The 19806-nt window shown below is 62.7% G+C and carries 19 protein-coding genes and 1 tRNA gene; 8 read left to right on the forward strand and 12 right to left on the reverse strand.

Annotated elements, in window-relative coordinates; all coding sequences use genetic code 11:
- Positions 1-44 precede the first annotated feature (44 nt).
- From MEMAR_RS01040 to MEMAR_RS01050, 3 genes are all read left to right on the forward strand, one after another.
- Positions 45-1148 (forward strand): DUF362 domain-containing protein, encoded by a 1104-nt coding sequence (locus MEMAR_RS01040; RefSeq protein WP_011843079.1) that lies wholly within the window; start codon positions 45-47, stop codon positions 1146-1148.
- 1 nt (position 1149) lies between these two features.
- Positions 1150-1719, forward strand: coding sequence for a flavodoxin family protein (locus MEMAR_RS01045; RefSeq protein WP_011843080.1), 570 nt, complete (start codon positions 1150-1152; stop codon positions 1717-1719).
- Positions 1720-2044: 325 nt separating this feature from the next.
- Positions 2045-2392: a 4a-hydroxytetrahydrobiopterin dehydratase gene (locus tag MEMAR_RS01050; RefSeq protein WP_011843081.1), complete on the forward strand. Its 348-nt coding sequence runs from the start codon at positions 2045-2047 to the stop codon at positions 2390-2392.
- On the opposite strand, the gene trxA is transcribed toward MEMAR_RS01050, so the two are convergent.
- A complete protein-coding gene (gene trxA / locus MEMAR_RS01055) occupies positions 2389-2805 on the reverse strand; it encodes a thioredoxin (protein WP_011843082.1) in 417 nt (138 codons plus the stop codon). The two genes, MEMAR_RS01050 and trxA, sit on opposite strands and share 4 nt — an antisense overlap.
- Before the next feature lie 136 nt (positions 2806-2941).
- Here trxA and MEMAR_RS01060 point away from each other — a divergent pair.
- Positions 2942-3016 (forward strand) — tRNA-Met (locus tag MEMAR_RS01060).
- A 213-nt stretch (positions 3017-3229) separates the two neighbouring features.
- Here the strand turns inward: MEMAR_RS01060 and purF are convergent.
- From purF to MEMAR_RS01070, 3 genes are read right to left on the reverse strand one after another with little or no spacing between them, the layout of a single operon-like run.
- The gene (purF, locus tag MEMAR_RS01065) at positions 3230-4666 is read right to left on the reverse strand and encodes an amidophosphoribosyltransferase (protein ID WP_011843083.1); all 1437 of its coding nucleotides are present in this window, start codon (positions 4664-4666) and stop codon (positions 3230-3232) included.
- 9 nt (positions 4667-4675) lie between these two features.
- A complete protein-coding gene (locus MEMAR_RS12600) occupies positions 4676-4858 on the reverse strand; it encodes a 50S ribosomal protein L37e (protein WP_011843084.1) in 183 nt (60 codons plus the stop codon).
- Between the two features lie 17 nt (positions 4859-4875).
- Complete coding sequence (locus tag MEMAR_RS01070; protein WP_011843085.1) at positions 4876-5103, reverse strand: LSM domain-containing protein; 228 nt, start codon at positions 5101-5103, stop codon at positions 4876-4878.
- A 108-nt stretch (positions 5104-5211) separates the two neighbouring features.
- Here MEMAR_RS01070 and MEMAR_RS01075 point away from each other — a divergent pair, with 108 nt between their 5' ends.
- The 4 genes from MEMAR_RS01075 (at position 5212) to MEMAR_RS01090 (ending at position 6980) form a co-directional block, all read left to right on the forward strand.
- A complete protein-coding gene (locus MEMAR_RS01075) occupies positions 5212-5709 on the forward strand; it encodes an RNA-binding protein (protein ID WP_011843086.1) in 498 nt (165 codons plus the stop codon).
- A 50-nt stretch (positions 5710-5759) separates the two neighbouring features.
- Positions 5760-6137: a cell division protein SepF gene (locus MEMAR_RS01080; RefSeq protein WP_011843087.1), complete on the forward strand. Its 378-nt coding sequence runs from the start codon at positions 5760-5762 to the stop codon at positions 6135-6137.
- On the forward strand, positions 6137-6664 hold the full coding sequence (locus MEMAR_RS01085) for a ZPR1 zinc finger domain-containing protein (protein ID WP_011843088.1): 528 nt from the start codon (positions 6137-6139) through the stop codon (positions 6662-6664). Before MEMAR_RS01080 ends, MEMAR_RS01085 begins: the two co-directional genes overlap by 1 nt.
- 79 nt (positions 6665-6743) lie before the next feature.
- The gene (locus tag MEMAR_RS01090) at positions 6744-6980 is read left to right on the forward strand and encodes a hypothetical protein (protein ID WP_011843089.1); all 237 of its coding nucleotides are present in this window, start codon (positions 6744-6746) and stop codon (positions 6978-6980) included.
- Between the two features lie 795 nt (positions 6981-7775).
- On the opposite strand, the gene MEMAR_RS01095 is transcribed toward MEMAR_RS01090, so the two are convergent.
- The 8 genes from MEMAR_RS01095 to MEMAR_RS01130 form a co-directional block, all read right to left on the reverse strand.
- Positions 7776-8258 (reverse strand): GNAT family N-acetyltransferase, encoded by a 483-nt coding sequence (locus tag MEMAR_RS01095; RefSeq protein ID WP_011843090.1) that lies wholly within the window; start codon positions 8256-8258, stop codon positions 7776-7778.
- Positions 8259-8268: 10 nt separating this feature from the next.
- A complete protein-coding gene (locus MEMAR_RS01100; RefSeq protein WP_011843091.1) occupies positions 8269-9675 on the reverse strand; it encodes a PAS domain S-box protein in 1407 nt (468 codons plus the stop codon).
- 28 nt (positions 9676-9703) lie between these two features.
- On the reverse strand, positions 9704-10996 hold the full coding sequence (locus tag MEMAR_RS01105; protein ID WP_245526623.1) for an ATP-binding response regulator: 1293 nt from the start codon (positions 10994-10996) through the stop codon (positions 9704-9706).
- 31 nt (positions 10997-11027) lie between these two features.
- Positions 11028-13322: a hybrid sensor histidine kinase/response regulator gene (locus tag MEMAR_RS01110; RefSeq protein WP_011843093.1), complete on the reverse strand. Its 2295-nt coding sequence runs from the start codon at positions 13320-13322 to the stop codon at positions 11028-11030.
- Positions 13323-13333: 11 nt separating this feature from the next.
- On the reverse strand, positions 13334-15715 hold the full coding sequence (locus MEMAR_RS01115; protein ID WP_011843094.1) for a methyl-accepting chemotaxis protein: 2382 nt from the start codon (positions 15713-15715) through the stop codon (positions 13334-13336).
- A 130-nt stretch (positions 15716-15845) separates the two neighbouring features.
- Complete coding sequence (locus MEMAR_RS01120) at positions 15846-16823, reverse strand: chemotaxis protein CheW (protein WP_011843095.1); 978 nt, start codon at positions 16821-16823, stop codon at positions 15846-15848.
- A gap of 64 nt (positions 16824-16887) precedes the next feature.
- Complete coding sequence (locus tag MEMAR_RS01125; protein ID WP_011843096.1) at positions 16888-17691, reverse strand: DUF4097 family beta strand repeat-containing protein; 804 nt, start codon at positions 17689-17691, stop codon at positions 16888-16890.
- A gap of 1274 nt (positions 17692-18965) precedes the next feature.
- Complete coding sequence (locus MEMAR_RS01130) at positions 18966-19802, reverse strand: ABC transporter permease (RefSeq protein ID WP_011843097.1); 837 nt, start codon at positions 19800-19802, stop codon at positions 18966-18968.
- Positions 19803-19806: the final 4 nt, after the last annotated feature.

Consider the following 19806-nt stretch of genomic DNA (forward strand, 5'->3'; position numbering starts at 1 on the left):
GATCCGGCACAATTCTTATCCTCCGGCAGCCAGAGATTAGATCGATGGCAGACGTCTATTTTACCCCCCTCAGGGCACGGGGTCCGCACGAGAGCAAAGCCGCGAAGATCCGCCGTCTCTTTGATGCGGCCGGGTTTGACGCGGCTATCCGGCCGGGAGACCTTGCGGCCGTCAAACTGCACGTCGGAGAGCGCGGGTGCGACACCTACCTCCACCCGCTCTTCGCCCGGCAGGTGGTCGATACGATAAAAGAGCGCGGAGCGCAGCCGTTCCTCACCGATACCGCCACCCTCTACGCCGGGAGCCGGGCCGACGCCGTCCGGCACACCGTCACCGCGATCGAGCACGGGTTCGCATACGCGGTTGCCGGCGCCCCGGTCATCATTGCCGACGGCCTTACCGGCGGTTACTGGAGGGAGGTCGCCGTCGACGGGAATCACTTCGAACGCGTCCGGATCGCCGGGAGCATCCTCGACGCCGACAGCATGATCGTCCTCTCGCACGTCAAGGGCCACGACCTCGCCGGGTTCGGCGGGGCGATCAAGAACCTGGCGATGGGCTGCGCCCCGCCGTCGGGGAAGGCGGAGCAGCACGCGGGCAGGCCGTACGTGGAGATCGAGCGGTGCGGCGGGTGCGGGAAGTGCACCACGGTCTGCCCCCAGGCGGCGATGACCCTCGCCGACGGGCGGGCGGTGCTCAACCCGGAGCACTGCGTCGGGTGCGGCGACTGCATGCGTGCCTGTCCCGAGGGCGCGATCGAGTTCGACTGGACGACGGAGATCCGGCCGTTCATAGAGCGGCTCTGCGAATACGCCCTCGGCGCCGTCCGCACCAAACCCGGGAGGGTCGGCTACGTCAACTTCCTCCTCGACATCACCCCGGACTGCGACTGCGTCTCCTGGAGCGACGCGGCGATCGTTCCCGACATCGGGATCCTGGCCTCCACCGACCCGGTCGCGATCGATCACGCGAGTTTCGACCTCGTCAACAGCGAGCAGGGGTTCTCCCAAACGCAGCTCGGGCGGAACTTCGCTCCCGGGGAAGACAAGTTTAAAGGGACCTGGGACTACACGGACGGCAGGTACCAGTTCGAGTATGCGGCTACCATTGGGCTCGGGGATGCCGATTACCGGCTGATCGAGGTGTGAGATGTCGACCGGAAAAGTAGTGCTGCTCTGCGGGAGTCCCCGGCCCGGGGGGAACACCGCACAGGTGCTCGGGGAGTGCGCGAAGGTCCTCGAGCGCGAGGGTATCGAGACCGAGACCGTCCTGCTCGGGGAGAAGCGTATCTTCTCCTGCACCGCCTGCGGGCTCTGCACCGAAGGGGAGTGCGCCCTCGACGACGGCTTGAACGAGATCATCGGGAAAATCCGGGAGGCCGAGGGGTTCATCGTGGGGACCCCGGTCTACTTCGGCACCGCCCGTGGCGACGTCACGGCGGCCCTGCAGCGGATCGGGATGGTCTCGATGTCGTCCGACTCCTTCCTCTCCCGGAAGGTGGGCGGCCCGATCGCCGTGGCCCGGCGGGGCGGGCATACCGCCACGCTCCAGGAACTGCTGATGTTCTACCTCATCAACGACATGATCGTGCCGGGCTCGACCTACTGGAACATGGTCTTTGGGAGGACGCCGGGAGAAGCCCTGGGCGACGAGGAAGGAATGAGAACGGTCCGGCGGTTCGCCGAGAACGTTGCGTTCCTGATCAGGAAACTGCGCTAGTGCACCGTGTCATCTTATTATAGAAATTTCTTGCATGTACCGGGACGGCAACCATGGTCTCACGCGAAGAGCGCGAAGCCGCGAAGTGCGACTGCCAGAATGGCAGGAGCATGAGCACCGTTAGGTGTGAAGGAGTGTAACTCTCAACCAACCGGGTCTTCGCGGCTTCGCGTGAGTTATTAGTGTAGATGACGATACGGTCTTGCGCGAAGGACGCGCAGCCTTCGCGTTCTTCGCACCTATCGGTGCTCAAGCAACCTGAAAGTCTTCAAGCACCGGTGCTCCGGAGAATAACCTTTTTCATCCTCTCCGATGAGGGATCACTATGGATCTTTCGTCTGAGGCGATCGTTTTGGATGTCGCGGATACGGCACCGTTGACCCGGCGGGAGATCGCCGACCTCCTGCCGGAGGTTCCGGACTGGTCGCTCGAAGACGGGCGGCTTGCCGCCCGGTTCGCCTGCAAGGGGTTCGATGAAGCGGTGACGTTCCTCAACGATGTCGCCGGGTTTGCCGCGCGAGAGAACCATCTCCCGGATCTCGGCATCCACGCTGCGAGGTACGTGGACGTCGCCTGGTATACTTACGCCATCGGCGGACTCTCCCGCAACGACTTCATCATGGCCGCACGGCTCTCCGAGTGGCTCCGGTGCCGGCAGGGTGCGTTCCTCTAACCGGTGCCGAACGCCCGCATGACTCGTGCTTTGACGGCCTCTCTCGGGAGTGCACCGACCACCCGGTCGACCAGCATGCCGTTCGCGAAGAACAGGAGCGTGGGTATCGCTGTTATGCTGAAACTCGCCGCAATTTTGGGATTTTCGTCGACGTTGCACTTGCCGAAGGTCACCCTGCCGGCGAAGTCACGCGCAAGGTCCTCGACGACCGGGGCCACCATCCGGCAGGGGCCGCACCATTCCGCCCAGATGTCGACGACCAGGGCGGGGTGCTCCTGCAGGGTCGTCTGAAACGCATCGTCGGCGATCTCGATGACGCCGCCCGGCGTGCCTGTAAGCCGTTCCTCGAGTTTCCGGAGACGTTCTTCCCGGAGACGCTGCAGTTCGTCGTCAAGCGGCCTCTCTCCTTCCATATGACGGAGATATGCCGCTCGCCCATATTAAATGGTTAGCTCCGCGCCGGGGACCGGCGCCCGGGACTCGCGCCGGTCCGGCCCGCACAAAGATATATATCCCCCGAAAAACAATGTGTATACCTCACAAGTCAGAAGCGAGGTGGGGTAGTCAGGATATCCCGGCGGGCTCATAACCCGTAGATCGATGGTTCAAATCCATCCCTCGCTATGAAAGGCAATTCTGCGTTTTTGCACGTTTTTCTTCGTTATCCGTCCCCTGCACCCTGATGGTTCTCTTCCCGGACAGGGATGCACGCCTGCAGCCGATTCGCCCGGAATAGGGGCTTTGAGGCGCGCAAAATGCGTACAGGTTCTTTCGAATCCGGAAGAAGAAAAAATTCCGGCATGCCGGAAAAATAGAACGGTGATCCGGAAAGATCGCTTACGTCCGTTCCTTCCCGGCCTTGAAGGTCGAGAGATCGGACTGGTGGGTGCCGGCCACGTAGTCAACGATAGAGTGGCAGCTCTTCTCCCCGTTGATCTCCACCGGGTAGCACCCCGTCAGGCACCCGGTGCAGAGGTTCCGCTCACCGCACCCGATCGCCTCCACCAGGTCATCGAGCGGGATGTAGGTGAGCGACGTCGCGCCGACGCTTTCGCGCACCGCCTCGACCTCCTTGCCGCTCGCGATCAGCTCCGTGCGGGTGGGCATATCCACCCCGAGGTAGCAGGGGGCGATGATCGGTGGGGAGCCGACCCGGAGATGGATCTCTTCGGCCCCCGCATCCCGGATCATGTTCACGATCCGGCGGGAGGTCGTCCCCCGGACGACGCTGTCGTCGATGAGCACCACCCGTTTGTCCTTCAGGTTTCCCCGAACGGTGTTGAGTTTGATCCGGACCGCCCGCTCCCGCTGCTCCTGGGTCGGCATGATGAACGTCCGGCCCATGTAACGGTTCTTCATCAGCCCCTCGATGAACGGGATCCCGGACTGCTCGGCGTAGCCCGCGGCGTATGCGATCCCGGAGTCGGGGACCGGGCAGGCCGTATCCGCTTCGACGGGATTCGCATCGTAGAGTTTCTGCCCGATCCGGCGCCGCACGTCGTAGACCAGCGTCCCGTCCATCACCGAGTCGGCGCGGGCGAAGTAGACGTACTCGAAGATGCAGTACGCCTTCCGGTTCGCGGTCGCGATCTGGGTGGAGGTGAGCCCGGACTCATCGATCCGGACGAGTTCGCCGGGACGCACGTCCCGGACGAACGTGCCGTCCAGCGCATCGATCGCCACGCTCTCCGACGCGACGATGTAACCGTTGTCGAGTTTTCCGATGCAGAGCGGCTTGATGCCGAGCGGGTCGCGGAAGGCGTATACGGTATTGTTCAGGAGCGCTACGGTGGCGTAGGAGCCCCGCAGCCGCCGCATGCAGAGCAGGACGGCATCCTCCATACTTTTGGAGGTCCGGAGCGCATCGGCGATGATGTTGCCGATGATCTCGGTATCGGTCGTGGTGCAGAAGATCTGCCCCCGGCGCTCGTATTCCTCACGGAGTTCGACCGTATTGACCAGATTGCCGTTATGGGCGATCGAGAGATCGAGCCCCCGGTACCGGAAATTGAACGGCTGAACGTTTTCCGGGACCTTCGACCCGGTTGTCGGGTAGCGGACGTGTCCGATTCCGGCGTTGCCCCGCAGATCCTGCAGGGTCTGGCTGTTGAAGACCTCGGCAACGAGCCCCTGGGCTTTGTGCGTGTACAGGGTCGTGCCTTCAAAAGTAGAGATCCCTGCGCTCTCCTGCCCCCGGTGCTGGAGAGCATACAGGGCGTAATACAACGGAAACGAGACACCGCCAGCATCGACGATGCCAACGATACCACACATGATGCAACTCTAATGCGTCGGTACCTTTGCCTTCTTCTCCGTCCAGCGGTAACTGCGGATTCTCCGGCTCTTGCCGAATCCACAGGCCGCACAGACTTTGTGCTGTGCGTGGAACGAGATCTTGCCGCATCGCCTGCAGGCGATGTGAGTGCGTTTCTGCCGCTTGCCCATCGATGGTGTGCCTTTTGACATTCTCTCTCACCTACTGTTTATTCGACTGAAGGGGTAATGTAGATCACATTATCACCGCGGACGATCAACGTGCCGAGTTTCTGCGCCGCGCCGTCCACTTCTTCTTCTGCTTTGTCCAATACCAGATTCATGTGAACGTCGTATCCCTGGAGGATCCCCCGGATCTCTCTCCCACCTTTCAGGCTGATGATGACGGGCTGACGATTCAGTACCTGATCTAAAATATCCAACGGTCTTGGCGTCATATGATTACCCTTTGCCGTCCATTCTGGAGTAATATATTTGAGTGAGGAAGCTACTTAAATATAACCGCGTTGCTGCGCGAAAGTCAGCGCACCCCGAGGTTTCAAGACATGGCAAGGATTACTGTAAAAAAGCGTCACGTCATCCGGAAATCACAGATAAGCGAACTTCTCGAGCGGCTCACGGACGAGATCGGGGCATCGGCCGACCTCTTCCGGTCGGACAGGATCGAGCGGGTGGAGACGGATGCTCCCGTCGGAATCTACCTCGTCGATAAAAAGCCCCTCCTGATGGGAGCTGAAGATTGGGCGTTCCCGACCCTGCGGGGGCTCGTCGAGCACCCGATCCCCGAGCGGCGGGTGGTGGTCGATTCCGGCGCGGTCAGGTTCGTCGCAAACGGCGCGGATGCCATGCGCCCCGGGATCGTATCGATCTCGCCGGACATCCGTGCGGGGCACCCGGTGCAGGTCGTCGAGGAACGGCACGGAAAACCGCTTGCCGTGGGGATTGCGCTCTTCGATGCGGCCGATATGGAGCGGCAGGAGAAGGGCAAGTCCGTTAAAAGCGTCCACTACGTCGGGGACGATCTCTGGAATCTGGAGATCTGACGGAGAAAATAATGGATACTATTAAATAAAATTCATTCCTCAATTTTTCTATGGTTAAAAAACTCTTTGACAGCATCCTCGGCAAAAGTCCGGCAAGAAACGAAGAGGACTACATGGAACTCGATCTCGCCTCCTACGAGGGATCGAACGACGAAGAGCCGGCATCCATGTACATCAAGATCGCCACCATCGCCGACCTCAAAGATACCCCCCGCGTCAAAGACGAGGTTTACAACGGAAATATCGTCATCGTCGACATCGGGCGGCTGAAGATGGACAAGGTGACGTTCGAGCGGGTCTTAAAGGATCTCCGCGACGTCGCAAAGGACGTGAACGGCGACATCGTCGGCCTCGGCGAGCAGAAATACGTCGTCATCACGCCCATGTCCGTCAAGGTCTCCCGCGAGAAGATCGGCGGGGGCCTCTAGTGCGGGAGTCCCATCCGGGAACCTGTCCCGCCTGCGGGGGCGAGATCCGGATCGTCCATCACCGTCTCGACATCCCCCACTTTCCCGATATCCTGCTCGTCTCTATCGCCTGCGACGCCTGCGGCTTCCGGCACACCGACACCATCATCCTCGGGGAGGGCGACCCGGTCCGGTGGACGGTGCGGGTGGAGGAGCCCGGCGACCTCGCCATCCGGGTGGCGCGGAGCACGACGGGGACGATCGAGATCCCGGAACTCGGTCTTCGGGTCGAACCCGGCACCGCCTGCGAGGGGTTCGTCACCAATATCGAGGGAGTCCTCTCCCGTTTCGAGCAGGCGGTGGAGACGATCCTGGCAAACCCCGAGAGCGAAGACGAGCGGGCGGCCGCACTCAGGATGGTGGAGACGATCGCCGCCGCACGGGAGGTGGCCTTCCCGTTCACGGTCATCCTCGAGGACCCTGCCGGGAACAGCGCGCTCGTCAGCGAGAAAGCCGAAAAGATGCTCCTCGATCAGGGAGAAGCCTGACCTCTTTTTTCGACCCTCCCGGTGGGTTAACCTGAAATAGAACCTCCCCCCATACGGCGGCGCCGTGAGGTGAAGAGTAATGGCACGAACAATATCGGTGCTGAAATGGGAGAGCGAAGCGGAGGTCGAGAACGCCGTCCACAACATAAGAGCGGAGATGGACCGGGCAGGCGGGCTTTCCAAGGAGACGGAGCGGGCGATGCAGCACTCGTTCTGGGTGGCCGACCCCGGCCTTGCGAACCACTTCCTGCGGCTGATCCGCGAACAGGTTCCCGGGGCGCTGCACTACTTCGAGGAGGAAGGCGGCGGGGCGTGAGGATGCGACTGCCGGAACGGCAGGAGCTCGAGAAGATGCGAAGCATCTTCGAATGGCGACTGTCCGTAGGATGCGACTGCCGGAACGGCAGGAGCTCGAGAAGATGCGAAGCATCTTCGAATGGCGACTGTCCGTAGGATGCGACTGCCGGAACGGCAGGAGCTCGAGAAGATGCGAAGCATCTTCGAATGGCGACTGTCCGTAGGATGCGACTGCCGGAACGGCAGGAGCTCGAGAAGATGCGAAGCATCTTCGAATGGCGACTGTCCGTAGGATGCGACTGCCGGAACGGCAGGAGCTCGAGAAGATGCGAAGCATCTTCGAATGGCGACTGTCCGTAGGATGCGACTGCCGGAACGGCAGGAGCTCGAGAAGATGCGAAGCATCTTCGAATGGCGACTGTCCGTAGGATGCGACTGCCGGAACGGCAGGAGCTCGAGAAGATGCGAAGCATCTTCGAATGGCGACTGTCCGTAGGATGCGACTGCCGGAACGGCAGGAGCTCGAGAAGATGCGAAGCATCTTCGAATGCGACGGGCCAGAGGGCCGGAGCCTGGGCCCCGGAGGTGTGACTTACGACGTTTCGTCAGGAACGGAGTTTGAGCACCGTTAGGTGCGATGAATGTCGTTCTTCGCGTGAATTACTTGCCGGGGATAACGATACAGTCTCAGTACTTCGCTGAAATGGCTGAGGTCGTTCTCAAAAGGTCAACCCGTCGACTTCCCTTTTCTCGAAGGGAACGGAGCCTGGGCCCCGGAGGTGCGAGTGCGGTGGAAGTCCGTGAGGCGCCGGGCCTACAACAACCCGGCTCTCCTGAACATCGGCCGGACCTCGGCGCCCTCCATGTTCCCCGCGGCCCAGGTGTAACGCTCCCGTATCCCGGGCGGGAGGTCGCGTTCCGGTATTGAGATGAACCCTAACTCCGCGTAAAACCCGGCGAGGCGCTCGACCGCGTACATGTAGAGGTCGTCGTTGTGGCAGGCCGTGACCAGAGCGGCCATCGTCGTGCGGGCATACCCCTTTTTCCGGCAGTCCTCGGGCGTGAAGACGCCGTCGATCTCCAGGCCGTCGGGGTGCCTCCTGCACCGGGCGAGAGAGACGATCTGCCCCGCAAGGAAGGTCGCGAAGATCCGGTCCCGTGCGGGATCGCCGGCCGTGCCGTGGTACTCGCGCCAGACCTCTTCCGCGGCGGAGAACTCCGCGCTTGTCAGTTCACGAACCTCCGGCCGGATCCCGGCCGGTTTAGTGTTCAGTTCTGGAAGAACAGCGGTTATCATTCCCTTCACCTCAGACAATCCTGTAGCCCTCGGACGGCACCAGGATCTCGAATTTTGCTCCCGTCCCGAACGTTCCGGTCTCGCGGATCGCGATCCCGGTGATGGCCAGGATCTCGTGGGCGAGGAAGAGCCCGTGCCCGTAGCTCTCCGCCTTCTGCACGAAGAGATCTTCCGTCTCCGCGTCGGGGATGCCGGTCCCGTCGTCCTCGACGATGATTGCGCACCCCTCCGGGCGCAGCTGATACGTGACGACGATCCTGCTCGCCTTCGTCGCCGGCGCGAGCGAGTTCTCGAAGAGATGGATGAAGACCGTCGCGAGGTGGGGGTCGGCGAAGATCTCGAGCCGTTCCGTCCACGCGTCGAGAGAGGTGTCCCTGAAGGAGAGGCTGGCGGCTGCCTTCCCGACGGCCTGTTGCACGGGGATCCATGCCGGCGGCGACGTCCCGATGTCGCGGAACTCGCGGGAGATCTCGATCTGTCGCCGGATCCCATTTGCGGCATCGTTTAAGTCGTCGATGAAGGAGAGTATCTCGGGGTCGTCGAACTTCATCGCACCCACCGAGAGGTGCCCGTACAGGACCGCAAGCCGGTTCGAGAGATCGGTGCGCAGGATTCCCGTGAGGATGTTGAGCTGGCGGCCGGCGTTCTGCAGTGCGGCCTCCGTCATGACCTCGTCGCTGACGTCCCGGATGGACTCGATCGCTCCGGTGACCCGTCCGCTCCGGTCGAGAAGCGCGGTCGCCGCGAACCTGATGTGTGCCCCCCGCCCGCCCCTGAGGAGTGGGGTGTAGATCTCCGCGACGAGGACGTCGCCGCTCCTCCTGACCGACGGATACCCCGCCTCGGGATCGCCCTGGAGGATCCTGTCTGCAAGCAGCGGCCGCGGCTCGCCGTAGAAGGGCACGGCGTACTCGTAGTCCCCCCGGCCGAGCATGGCCACTTTCTTCACCCCGGTCATCTCCTCGATCGCGCGGTTCCAGGCGATGACCTCCCCCCCGCGGTCGATGGCGAAGGTCGCGTCGGGCAGAAACTCGATGATCTGGTTCATCTCCTGCTCGGACTCACGGAGTTTCGTTGCGAGGAACGCAACCACGCCGCCGATGAGGACGAGCAGGATCGCACGCAGGACGATGGTGTAAGCCAGAAGGGGGCCCGGCGGGGAGAGGAAGTAGGTCGTGACGGCGTAAATGGACGCGAAGCAGACGGAGAAGAGGATGCCGCGCCGCGGGTACCAGTAACTCGCGAGGATGATCGGGATGGTGAGCGGGAGGGTGGGAAGGGGGAGGAGTTCTTCCGGTGCGCCGAGAATCAGGGCGAGCAGGTTCCCGCCGAGGGTCAGCACGGCTAGCCCGGCGATGATCGCGATGCGGTTGCGCGTATCGGATACGAACGTGGTCTGGATGTCGGTGACGTTCATGAGGGGAGCCTGCGGTTATGGTCTCGGTTCATCCGGTCTGCCGGTCGGGAGCACGGATCACTTTTGCCGGGCAGAGGAGTTCGAATCGGGCTCCGTTCCCGGGGATTCCCGTCTCCTGGATGGTGATCCCGGTGATGGCCAGGATCTCCCGCGCGAGGAAGAGGCCGAGTCCGGTATTCATGCCGTGCGCGTAGGTGAAGATCTTCTCCTTCTCGTCGGCAGGAACTCCCACGCCGTCATCCTCACAGAGGATGGTGTAGGTCCCTCCATCCTGTTTGAGGCTGAAGGCGATGGCGGTGACCGTCTCTCCGTAGCGCAGCGAGTTCTCGATGAGGTTCGAGAAGACCTTCTCGATGAGCGGGTCGGCGAGGATCTCCACCCCCGCCGGAATGGCGTTCTCAAGGGTTATCTTGCCCGTCGAGACATATTTCTCCGACCGCTCCACAAGTGTCCTGATCTCCTGCCAGACTGGAGCCGTCGCCCCCACCTTCTGGTATTCTGCCGTAAACCGGACGGTGTTGTTGAGCCGGTTCACCATCTCGGCAGCGCTCTCGACGTGGCGCCACGCGTTTGCCGGTTCCCGCTCGCGCAGTACCTGGGCCAGGTCGAGATACCCCCAGAGCGCCGCGAGCTGGTTCAAGAGGTCGTGGCGGGTGATGCTCGCCATGAGCTGGAGTTTCCTGTTGGCTTCCGCGAGCGCTTTCTCCACGCGTCGCCGTTCCCGGTTCTCTTCAGCAAGGCTCTCATTGCTGCGGGAGAGATCCGCGACGGCTTCCTGGAGTTGTTCATTCAAGGAGTGCAGTTGCTCCTGCGCCTCCTGGAGTTCGGTGTTCTTCGTCACCGCGATGGTATACGTCGAGAGGAGGGTGTTCAAGATCTTGAGCCTTCCGGCGGCGATGGTATAGGTGCTGCCGGCGAAGGGGATCTCCAGTTCGGCGGGAGACTCTTTTGGTTCCGGTATCTCCCGCGTCCGCATGACGGCCTCGATCTGGGAGCGGACGTGTTCGGGGTCGACGGGCTTGACGATGAAGCTGTCCGCTCCCGATGCAAGCCCTTTCAGCACGTCGGCGGGATCGAAGAGGTTGGTGACCAGGATGACGGGTGTATCCGGGTTCTGCTGCTTGATCCGGCGGCAGAGTTCGTAGCCGTCCATCCCGGGCATCATGATGTCGGTCAGGACGATATCGGGCATATCGACCTCCATGCGCCGTATCGCCTCGTTGCCGTCGGCGACCAGGGTGACGTCGTATCCTTCCGTCTCGAGGACGTGGCGGATGAACTCGGCCTGCGTCCTGCTATCCTCTACCACCAGAACGCTCATTTTCGTTCCTCCTTCATGCTTCCCTTCCATATCATCGCTCCTGGATCTCTCCCTCGCGGCGACGCACCAGACGCCGGATTATCCTGAGAAACTCGTCTGCCTCGAAGCTCTTCTTGACGATATATGCATCCGCCCCGACCGCCTTTCCCCGTTCCCGGTCTTCGGGCGAATCGAGCGAAGTGACCAGCACCACCCGGATCCCGGCAAGGTGCCCGCCCTCGGCACGTATCTTCTCGGTGAGCGTAAAACCGTTCATCCGAGGCATATCAACATCTGAAACGACCATATCAAACTCATGCTGCTTAAGCCTTGCGAATGCGTCGATCCCGTTGACAGCGGTCTCCACCTGATATCCGGCCCCCTCGAGGACGGCCTGCAGCAGGGCACGTGAGGTGACCGAGTCCTCGACGACCATGACCCGCCGCTCTGCCTCCTGTGGAAGTGTGGATGCCGAAACCGGCCGCTCCGCCTGCATCGCGTCCTGGATCAGGTCGAGGGGATCGAGCACGAGCGCCAGACGCCCGTCCCCGAGGATCACGGCCCCGTCGATCCGTCGCACGGAGGTGAGCTGACTGCCGAGCGGCCGGACGACGATCTCCTGCACCCGGATCACTTCGTCGACTATACACGCGATCTGCCCGGCCCCGTATGCGATGATGACGAGGGGTTTTGGCTGCCCCTCCTCCGTGGGGGGGCCGGACAGGGGGATACCCAGGGCGTCGGTGAGCCGGATGACCTCGATTGTCTCTCCCGACAGAAGGATCGTCGGCCGGCCCCTGGAGACGGCCAGGGAATCCGGGCGAACCCGGAGAACCTGCTTCACCTGCTGCATCGGGAGGACATATACCTGCCGTTCGGAGCGGACGAGCAGCCCGCGGAGGGTGGCCATACTCACCGGGACGGTCAGGGTGATCGCCGTCCCCCTGCCGACGGTCGAGGAGACCGTCACCTCCCCCCCGAGACGGGAGACGGTGTCTTCAACGATTGCAAGTCCGAGCCCTCTCCCCGAGAGGTCGGTGACGATCCGGCTCGTGGTCATCCCCGACCGGAAGATGAGCCAGATTGCCTCGCTGTCGGTGAGGGTTGCGTCCTCGTCCGCCGTGATCACCTCGTTCTCGACGGCGGTTCTCCGGATCGCGCTACTGTCGACGCCGGCGCCATCGTCGGCCACCTCGATGCCGACCCTGCTCCCCGACCGGGGGAAGACCCGGATCCGCACGGAGCCTGTGGCGGATTTCTGCCGGGCTCTCCTGGCCTCCGGGCTCTCGATGCCGTGATCGATGCTGTTCCTGATGAGGTGCATGATGGGGTCTTTCAACGCATCGAGGATACGGCGGTCGACCTCGATCTCGCCCCCCTCGATCGTGAGGTCGACCGATTTCCCCGAGGTGCGGGAAAACTCTCTCACGAACGCGGAGAACGGGGTAAGTATGGTTGAAGCCGGGAGGAGTGCGGCATCGTGGACAAGGTCGGATATCTCGGAGGTGCTCGTCTCGAGCGCCGACCGGTCGAACTCCATGGACCGCAGGTGCGTGGCGAGGTCGTGCTGCAGGTTGGTCACGAACTCGCGGTTGTACTCCTGGAACTCGACCGCCCGCTGGAGCGGCAGGACGAGATCGGGAGGAATGGCTGCCTTCTCTTCCCCGAAGGCCTTCCTGCGGATCGTCTGCAGGTCGTTGAACGCCTGGGAGTGGTTCCACTGCCAGAGGGAGAAACGGGCCATCATCTCCTCGAGCTCGCGTATCCGTTGCGTGATGAAGAGCCGGGTCGTGAGGAGACTGTCGGCTCCTGCGGTGAGCCGGTCGAGTTTATGGGCGGCAATCCGCACCGTGCCCCGGTCGGCCCCCTGCTCGCCGCTGTTATAACCTCCTGGCGCGTCGTAAGTGTGTTTCTCCCGGGAGGCCGGACCCGGTTCGCCCGGCCGGCCTTCCGGAGGACCGGTCCCGCCGGGGATGGCCCGGAGTGCCCCGTTGATCTCTGTCGGCGAGGCATCGGGCCTCTCTCCCCGGAGAAGGCTCTTGATGACCGCGACTGTCCGGTGGAAGAGGTCGAAATCGTCCACTCCCGGGACGTACTCGCCCCGCTTCATGAGGGAGAAGGCGGTCTCGAGGTTCTGGCAGATCGACTCGATCTCCCGGTGATTGACCGCGCGCGACGCTCCTTTCAGGCTATGGACCGTCCGGTAAACCCGCTCGACCAGCTCGGGCGTCGGCCCGGCCTTCTCCAGCGCGATCAGCCCCTCGGTGATTGCTTCAAGGTACTCGTCCGCCTCCTCGCGGAACGTCTCGAGGAGACGGGCACGAAATACGTCGTCCGGTCCGGTCATGGAAGGTCGTGTTAGACCCGGTACTGCTGGGTGATCCTCTTTAAGCGGGCACCGAGCTCGTGCAGGTCCTCGGCGGTCTTCTCCGCCTTATGGGTGGTTTCGAGGTTCTTCTGCGCCGCGTCCCGGATATTCTCCATCGCGCGCGAGATCTGGTCTATTCCTGAGGCCTGCGTCTGGATCGAGGTGGCGATCTCGATGACCTCCTGCGAGGTGTCCGCTATCGACTGGGCGAGCACCTCGATAACCTCCTGTGCGTTGCTCGTCAGCTGGGCCGCATCCGTGACGGACCGGATCCCCTGTTCGGTCGAGGCCGCGGTCGAGGAGACCCCCTGCTGGATGTCGGTGAGGATAGCCCGGATGTTCGAGGTCGCTTTCTTCGACTGCTCGGCAAGGTTGTGGATCTCGTTCGCGACGACGGCAAACCCTTTCCCGAACTCCCCGGCCTTCGCGGCTTCGATGGAAGCGTTCACCGCAAGCAGGTTGGACTGTTCGGAGATGTCGTTCACGGTCGCGATGATCTCGCCGACGGCCTGGCTCTGCTCGGAGAGCCGGATGACGCTCATCCGGACGATATCCATCTGCCGCTGGATCTGGTTCATACCTTCAAGGGTCTCGCGCACGGACTTCTGGCCGCCCTTCGAGACCTCCAGCGCCCGCATGGCCTTCTCGGAGACGCCTTTCGTCTTCAGGTTCACGAGCTCGGTCTTCTTCCTGACGCTCTCGACCGAGTCCGAGGTCTCGTTCACCGTCGCGGCGGTCTGGGAACTGGCTGCGGCGAGCTGGCTCGTGACCGCCAGGATCTCGTTTGAAGCGAGCGAGAGAACCGAGACGCCTTCGTAGAGTTCTTCGCTGATCAGTTTCATCAGCCGCGAGAGTTCGATCCCGATGGTGTTGAGGGCGTCGCGGTAGGCGACGAACTCCCCGGCGACCGGGATATTTTCGTCGAACCGGGCGGTGAAGTCGCCGGATGCGTAGAATCGCGCAAGCCGCATCGCTTCGTTCACCGGCTCGGTGATCGACTCGAGGGTCTTGTTGAACCCGGCGATGATCATCCGGTAGCCGCCGCGGAACGCCTTCTCGTCGCCGCGGATGGAGAGATCGCCCGCACGGGCGGCGTCGGTGAGTTTGAGCGTCTCTTTGTGGAGGTGGTCGAGCGACTGGACCATCATCGCGAGCGCGGGACGGATCTCGTCGCCTTCGTCGGCGACCGGGAACTCCTGGACGTACTCGCCGAGAGCAATCTTCCTCAGGTTCCCGACGACGTTCTCCTGGAGATCGCCGGCGAACTCGTCCATTGTTCTGGCCATGACCCCGATCTCGTCCTGCCGCCTGATGTTGAGCCGTGCGGAGAGGTGGCCGTTACGGAGTTCTTTGAGCATCAACACGACCTGCTGCAGGGGATCGGAGATCGAGCGGCCGAAGAGGATGGCGATTGCGACGCCGATGGCGATGGATGCCAGGACGACGATGACGATCGTGTTCCTGATGGTGTCTATCGGCCCGGTGAAGTCGGAGAGTTCGGCACGCGAGACGATGTGCCAGTCGAGCGGTTCGTAGTAGGTGTAAGCATCGATGATATCCGTCCCGTCGACCTGGTGGCGGATGATGCCGACCTTATTCTCGATCATCTCCTGGATATAACCCTCGTCGGCCTTGTTCTCCCCCTCCTCGGACGGGTGCACGAGCAGCTGGCCGTTGCTGTCGACGACGAACATGTAGCCGTTTCTGCCGATGACCGTATCCTTGAGGCTCGACTTGACGACGTCGAGCGTCTCCTGCTCCTCCGTCCCGACGAAGAGAACGCCGACGATGTTTCCGCGGCTGTCCCGTATCGGCTCGTACGCGGTGACGTAGCGCTTGCCGAAGAGGTCCCTGCTCCCGTAGTAGGTCTCCCCCTGGTTCACCACGACGTCGTAGACGTTCTGGGTCAGCTCGGTCCCGACCGCCCTCGTCCCGTCGGTCCCGATGACGTTTGTGGAGACGCGGACGGCGTGGTCGTCGTAGACCTGGAAGACCGTCGCCGCGCCGCCGACCAGCGACTGGACCTGGTCGACGATCTCGAAGTTGTCGTTGATGACATACGGGTTGCCGGTCCCGTCCACCAGGGCCAGTTCCTCGTCGATGATCTCGGGAGTTCCCCGGGCGTAAAAGTTCTCGTGGAGGACGTTGAGATCGCTGTTCACCTTATTGCGCGTGAGTTTGTAGACGTCGTTGGTCCATCCCCGCGCGTCGTGCACCTGCGTCTCGAGCAGCGTCTCGATCTGCTCGTTAATCACACCGCTTGAGCTGGTATACGCCACTATGCCGAGCATAAGCGTCGGGATGATCGCCAGAAACAGGCAGATGACGAGGATCTTCGTCCCGACTTTCATGTCTGAAAAAAATGTGAGCATGATACTTCCGTTCCACTCGCTCCTGTAAGACGACTTAATAGATTGATGCACACCCCGGGTTAAATAATGATCTGTCCCGCGAATGGCGCTCCAGGGTCCCCGTTACCCATAATGGGCGGATAAAATCTGTTTATTTTCTGGTCTGGCCGACCACCATTGCGGGGTCGCCGAGGATCGCCGCCGCATCGAGGACGAGCACCGATTCGTCCGTGACGCCCAGGAGGTAACGCTGCTCGATAGGGGTCGTTTCAGGCTCTACGGGGGAGAACTGGTCGGTCGGCCTGATGTAGATGTCCGTGATGTAGTCCGCAAGGATTCCGAAGGTCACCGTTCCGTCGGAGAGAACGATGACCCGGTTGAGGTCGGTCAGGCCGTGCTTCGGGATCGAGAAGAGTGCGCGGAGATCGACGACGGAGATGATCTCTCCCCTGACGGCACAGATCCCGGCGACGAAGTCGGGAACCCCCGGGACCGGGGTGATCTCGTGCATGATGAAGACTTCGCGGATGTACTGCGTTTTGATGGCGTACTCCCGGTCCGCGAGCCTGAACGTGAGGAGTTCCGAGAACGGGGTCTCGCCGCCCGCCTCCTCTTCCGGCCGTGCGAACGCCCGCGCCCGTTCTGCGAGGATCTCATCGCCCTTTCCGTCGTCGTAAGGAGGCGCCTCCTCCCCGGTACCGGCCGTGCCCGGGAGGGAGTGCTGCGCGGTCTCTTCCGCTGCAAGGAACGCGCCGAGATCGTAGATGATGATCTCCTCTTCTTCGGTCAGCAGCATGCCGGGAGGGGAGGTGGCGTCGGTTTCGGGCGGAAGTTCGACCGGGCTCTCCTGCACCCCCCGTACCCCGTCCGCCCAGAGCGCCACGCATTCCCGGGTGGGGTGAGCGATGATGAGGACGTCGGTTGGGAGAGGTTGGCGGTCGGCGAGCCCGAGGAGTCTCCGGAGCGAGTAGACCGGGACGGCTCTGCCGTGCAGGTTCATGGTCCCCGCTCCCCCGCGGCGTTTGCCGGTCTCGGGCTGGAGTTCCACCATGCCGACGACCTGCCGGGTCTCGGCAAGAGGGAGAGCGCAGGTCAGCCCCTCAACGGTAAAGGACAGAAGGTGTGTCATGGCGGATCATCGGATGCTCGAAGATTGGTCCCGGGCGAATAAAAGGTTACGGGGGGTGCGCCGGTCAGGGCCCGAAGAGGTCGATGCCGGCGTTCGAGGTTTTGACGGTGACGGTCGGGCCCCCGTTGCCGAGCGTTCCCGAGACCGAGGTTCCCGTCGACTCTTCGAGCCGGAGCATGAGATCGTGAACCGTTATCCCGCCGTTCGAGGTGGTGGCGACCACCCGGGCGTCCAGATCCTCTGCGAACCTGAGCGTGATGCCGGCGTTGCTCGACGAAACCGTCACGTCTCCCCGGACGGCTGAAAGTTCGGCGGTGACTTCCCCGTTCGAGGTCGCGAGACCTGCGATCCCCCCGCAGTCCTCCACGGTGATGCCGGCGTTGCTGGTCGTCGCGGTGACGTATCCTTCGGCCCCGCGGATCTCGATCCGGCCGTTCGACGTCAGGAGTTCCGTCTCTTCAAGCCGCACCCCCGAGAGTTCGATCCCGCCGTTCGAACTCTCGATCCTCTGCAGGACGACGGTCGGCGGCAGGGATATCGTGTAGTCGACACTCACCCGCGGGTCGAAGGTGGTGTGCACCGTCTCTACCCTGAGCGGATCGCCCTCCGTCACCTCGATCCTGACCTTCTCGAGTTCGCCACGGCCGTAGACGGATCGCTTGACCGCCGTGATGCCGACGTCCTCCCCCTCGCGGACGTTCACGGCGACGTTCCCGTTGTGGTTGATCACGACGATACCGCTCTCCGGCTCCACCGCGACCGTCCGGTCGAACTGCTCCGTCTCCTCGACGCCCGGCACCCCGGTGCATCCGGCGATGACGGTGGCGAGGACGGCGAGGGCCAGCACCGCGTATACGGTTCCCTGCATGACCGTTCTCTCTGCTTCGATAGGAGATTACCCTTATGTCGGCTTTGTTGAAACCCTCTCCCGGAGGATGAATTATCTCCGGATAATCCATGTCTCACCGACGCACGCGAAGGCGCGAAGAACGCGAAGTCTGGATGGGTATTGACTGTCTCCCTTCGCGGCTTCGCGGCTCGAAGCCTACGGCTTCTCACGCTCCCGTCCTGTGGACAGTCGCGGCTCGAAGCCTACGGCTTCTCACGCTCCCGTCCTGTGGACAGTCGCGGCTCGAAGCCTACGGCTTCTCACGCTCCCGTCCTGTGGACAGTCGCGGCTCGAAGCCTACGGCTTCTCACGCTCCCGTCCTGTGGACAGTCGCGGCTCGAAGCCTACGGCTTCTCACGCTCCCGTCCTGTGGACAGTCGCGGCTCGAAGCCTACGGCTTCTCACGCTCCCGTCCTGTGGACAGTCGCGGCTCGAAGCCTACGGCTTCTCACGCTCCCGTCCTGTGGACAGTCGCGGCTCGAAGCCTACGGCTTCTCACGCTCCCGTCCTGTGGACAGTCGCGGCTCGAAGCCTACGGCTTCTCACGCTCCCGTCCTGTGGACAGTCGCGGCTCGAAGCCTACGGCTTCTCACGCTCCCGTCCTGTGGACAGTCGCGGCTCGAAGCCTACGGCTTCTCACGCTCCCGTCCTGTGGACAGTCGCGGCTCGAAGCCTACGGCTTCTCACGCTCCCGTCCTGTGGACAGTCGCGGCTCGAAGCCTACGGCTTCTCACGCTCCCGTCCTGTGGACAGTCGCGGCTCGAAGCCTACGGCTTCTCACGCTCCCGTCCTGTGGACAGTCGCGGCTCGAAGCCTACGGCTTCTCACGCTCCCGTCCTGTGGACAGTCGCGGCTCGAAGCCTACGGCTTCTCACGCTCCCGTCCTGTGGACAGTCGCGGCTCGAAGCCTACGGCTTCTCATGCTCCCGTCCTGTGGACAGTCGCGGCTCGAAGCCTACGGCTTCTCATGCTCCCGTCCTGTGGACAGTCGCGGCTCGAAGCCTACGGCTTCTCACGCTCCCGTCCTGTGGACAGTCGCGGCTCGAAGCCTACGGCTTCTCACGCTCCCGTCCTGTGGACAGTCGCGGCTCGAAGCCTACGGCTTCTCACGCTCCCGTCCTGTGGACAGTCGCGGCTCGCACCTACGGTGCTCAAGCTCGCTGCGCTCGCACTTCGCGTGAGACCCACATCACCCGCCTCTATCGGCAACCGAGTGTTATCCAGGGGTTGTGGAAAGCATTTCAACAGGGCCCTTATGTCACGACCGCCCTCTCAAACGTCCGCCGGGCAAGGAGATACATCACCGCCGCAAAGATCACCAGGTACGCGAACGATCCGAGGACGTCGGCCGTGGTGGAGGTGTAGCGGGCGCCGACGGCGAAGAAATCGCCTCCGAGAGCGAAGTAGCGGATCCCGTTGACCAGGTGGGTCAGCGGGTTGAAGATCGAGAGCGTCTGTAAAAACGGCGGGAACGCCTGGATCGGGTAGAGGGCGTTCGAGACGAAGAAGAGCGGCAGGGTGAGAAGCGTGATGATTCCCTGCAGTCCTTCGGGGCTTTCGAGGCGCATCGAGATGGTGGAGGAGAAGAGGAGGAACCCGAGCGAGAAGACACCGACGAACACGAATATCCCGAGGATCGAGAGGGCGATCCGGGCGGCGGAATACCCCGGGAAGAACTGCACCCCGAGGAGGAGACCGAAGGCCATGATGATGGACGCCTGGATGAACGATTTCGTCATCCCCGAGAGGCTGACCCCGAGCATGATGTGCGTCCGGGGCATGGGACTTGCAAGCATCTCCCGCATCAGCCCCCAGTTCTTATCGAAGAGGAGGCTCATCCCTCCAAAAAGGCTCGTAAAGAGGGTCGTCATCGCGATCACCCCGGCGGCCATGAAGGTGAGGTAGTCGAGGGGGACGACTCCCGCAGGAGCCGGGATCGACGACGTGAACCGGTCGAAGTTCGAGGACATCGCGATGCCGAAGAAGGCCATCCAGAGCGCCGGCTGCAGAAGCGACGAGAAGAGCTGCGTCCTGAACCTGACGTACCGGATCATCTCCCGCCAGTAGACGGTAAGGAACTCCCATGCCATCCGT

The organism is Methanoculleus marisnigri JR1, assembly GCF_000015825.1.
GTDB classification, from domain to species: domain Archaea; phylum Halobacteriota; class Methanomicrobia; order Methanomicrobiales; family Methanoculleaceae; genus Methanoculleus; species Methanoculleus marisnigri.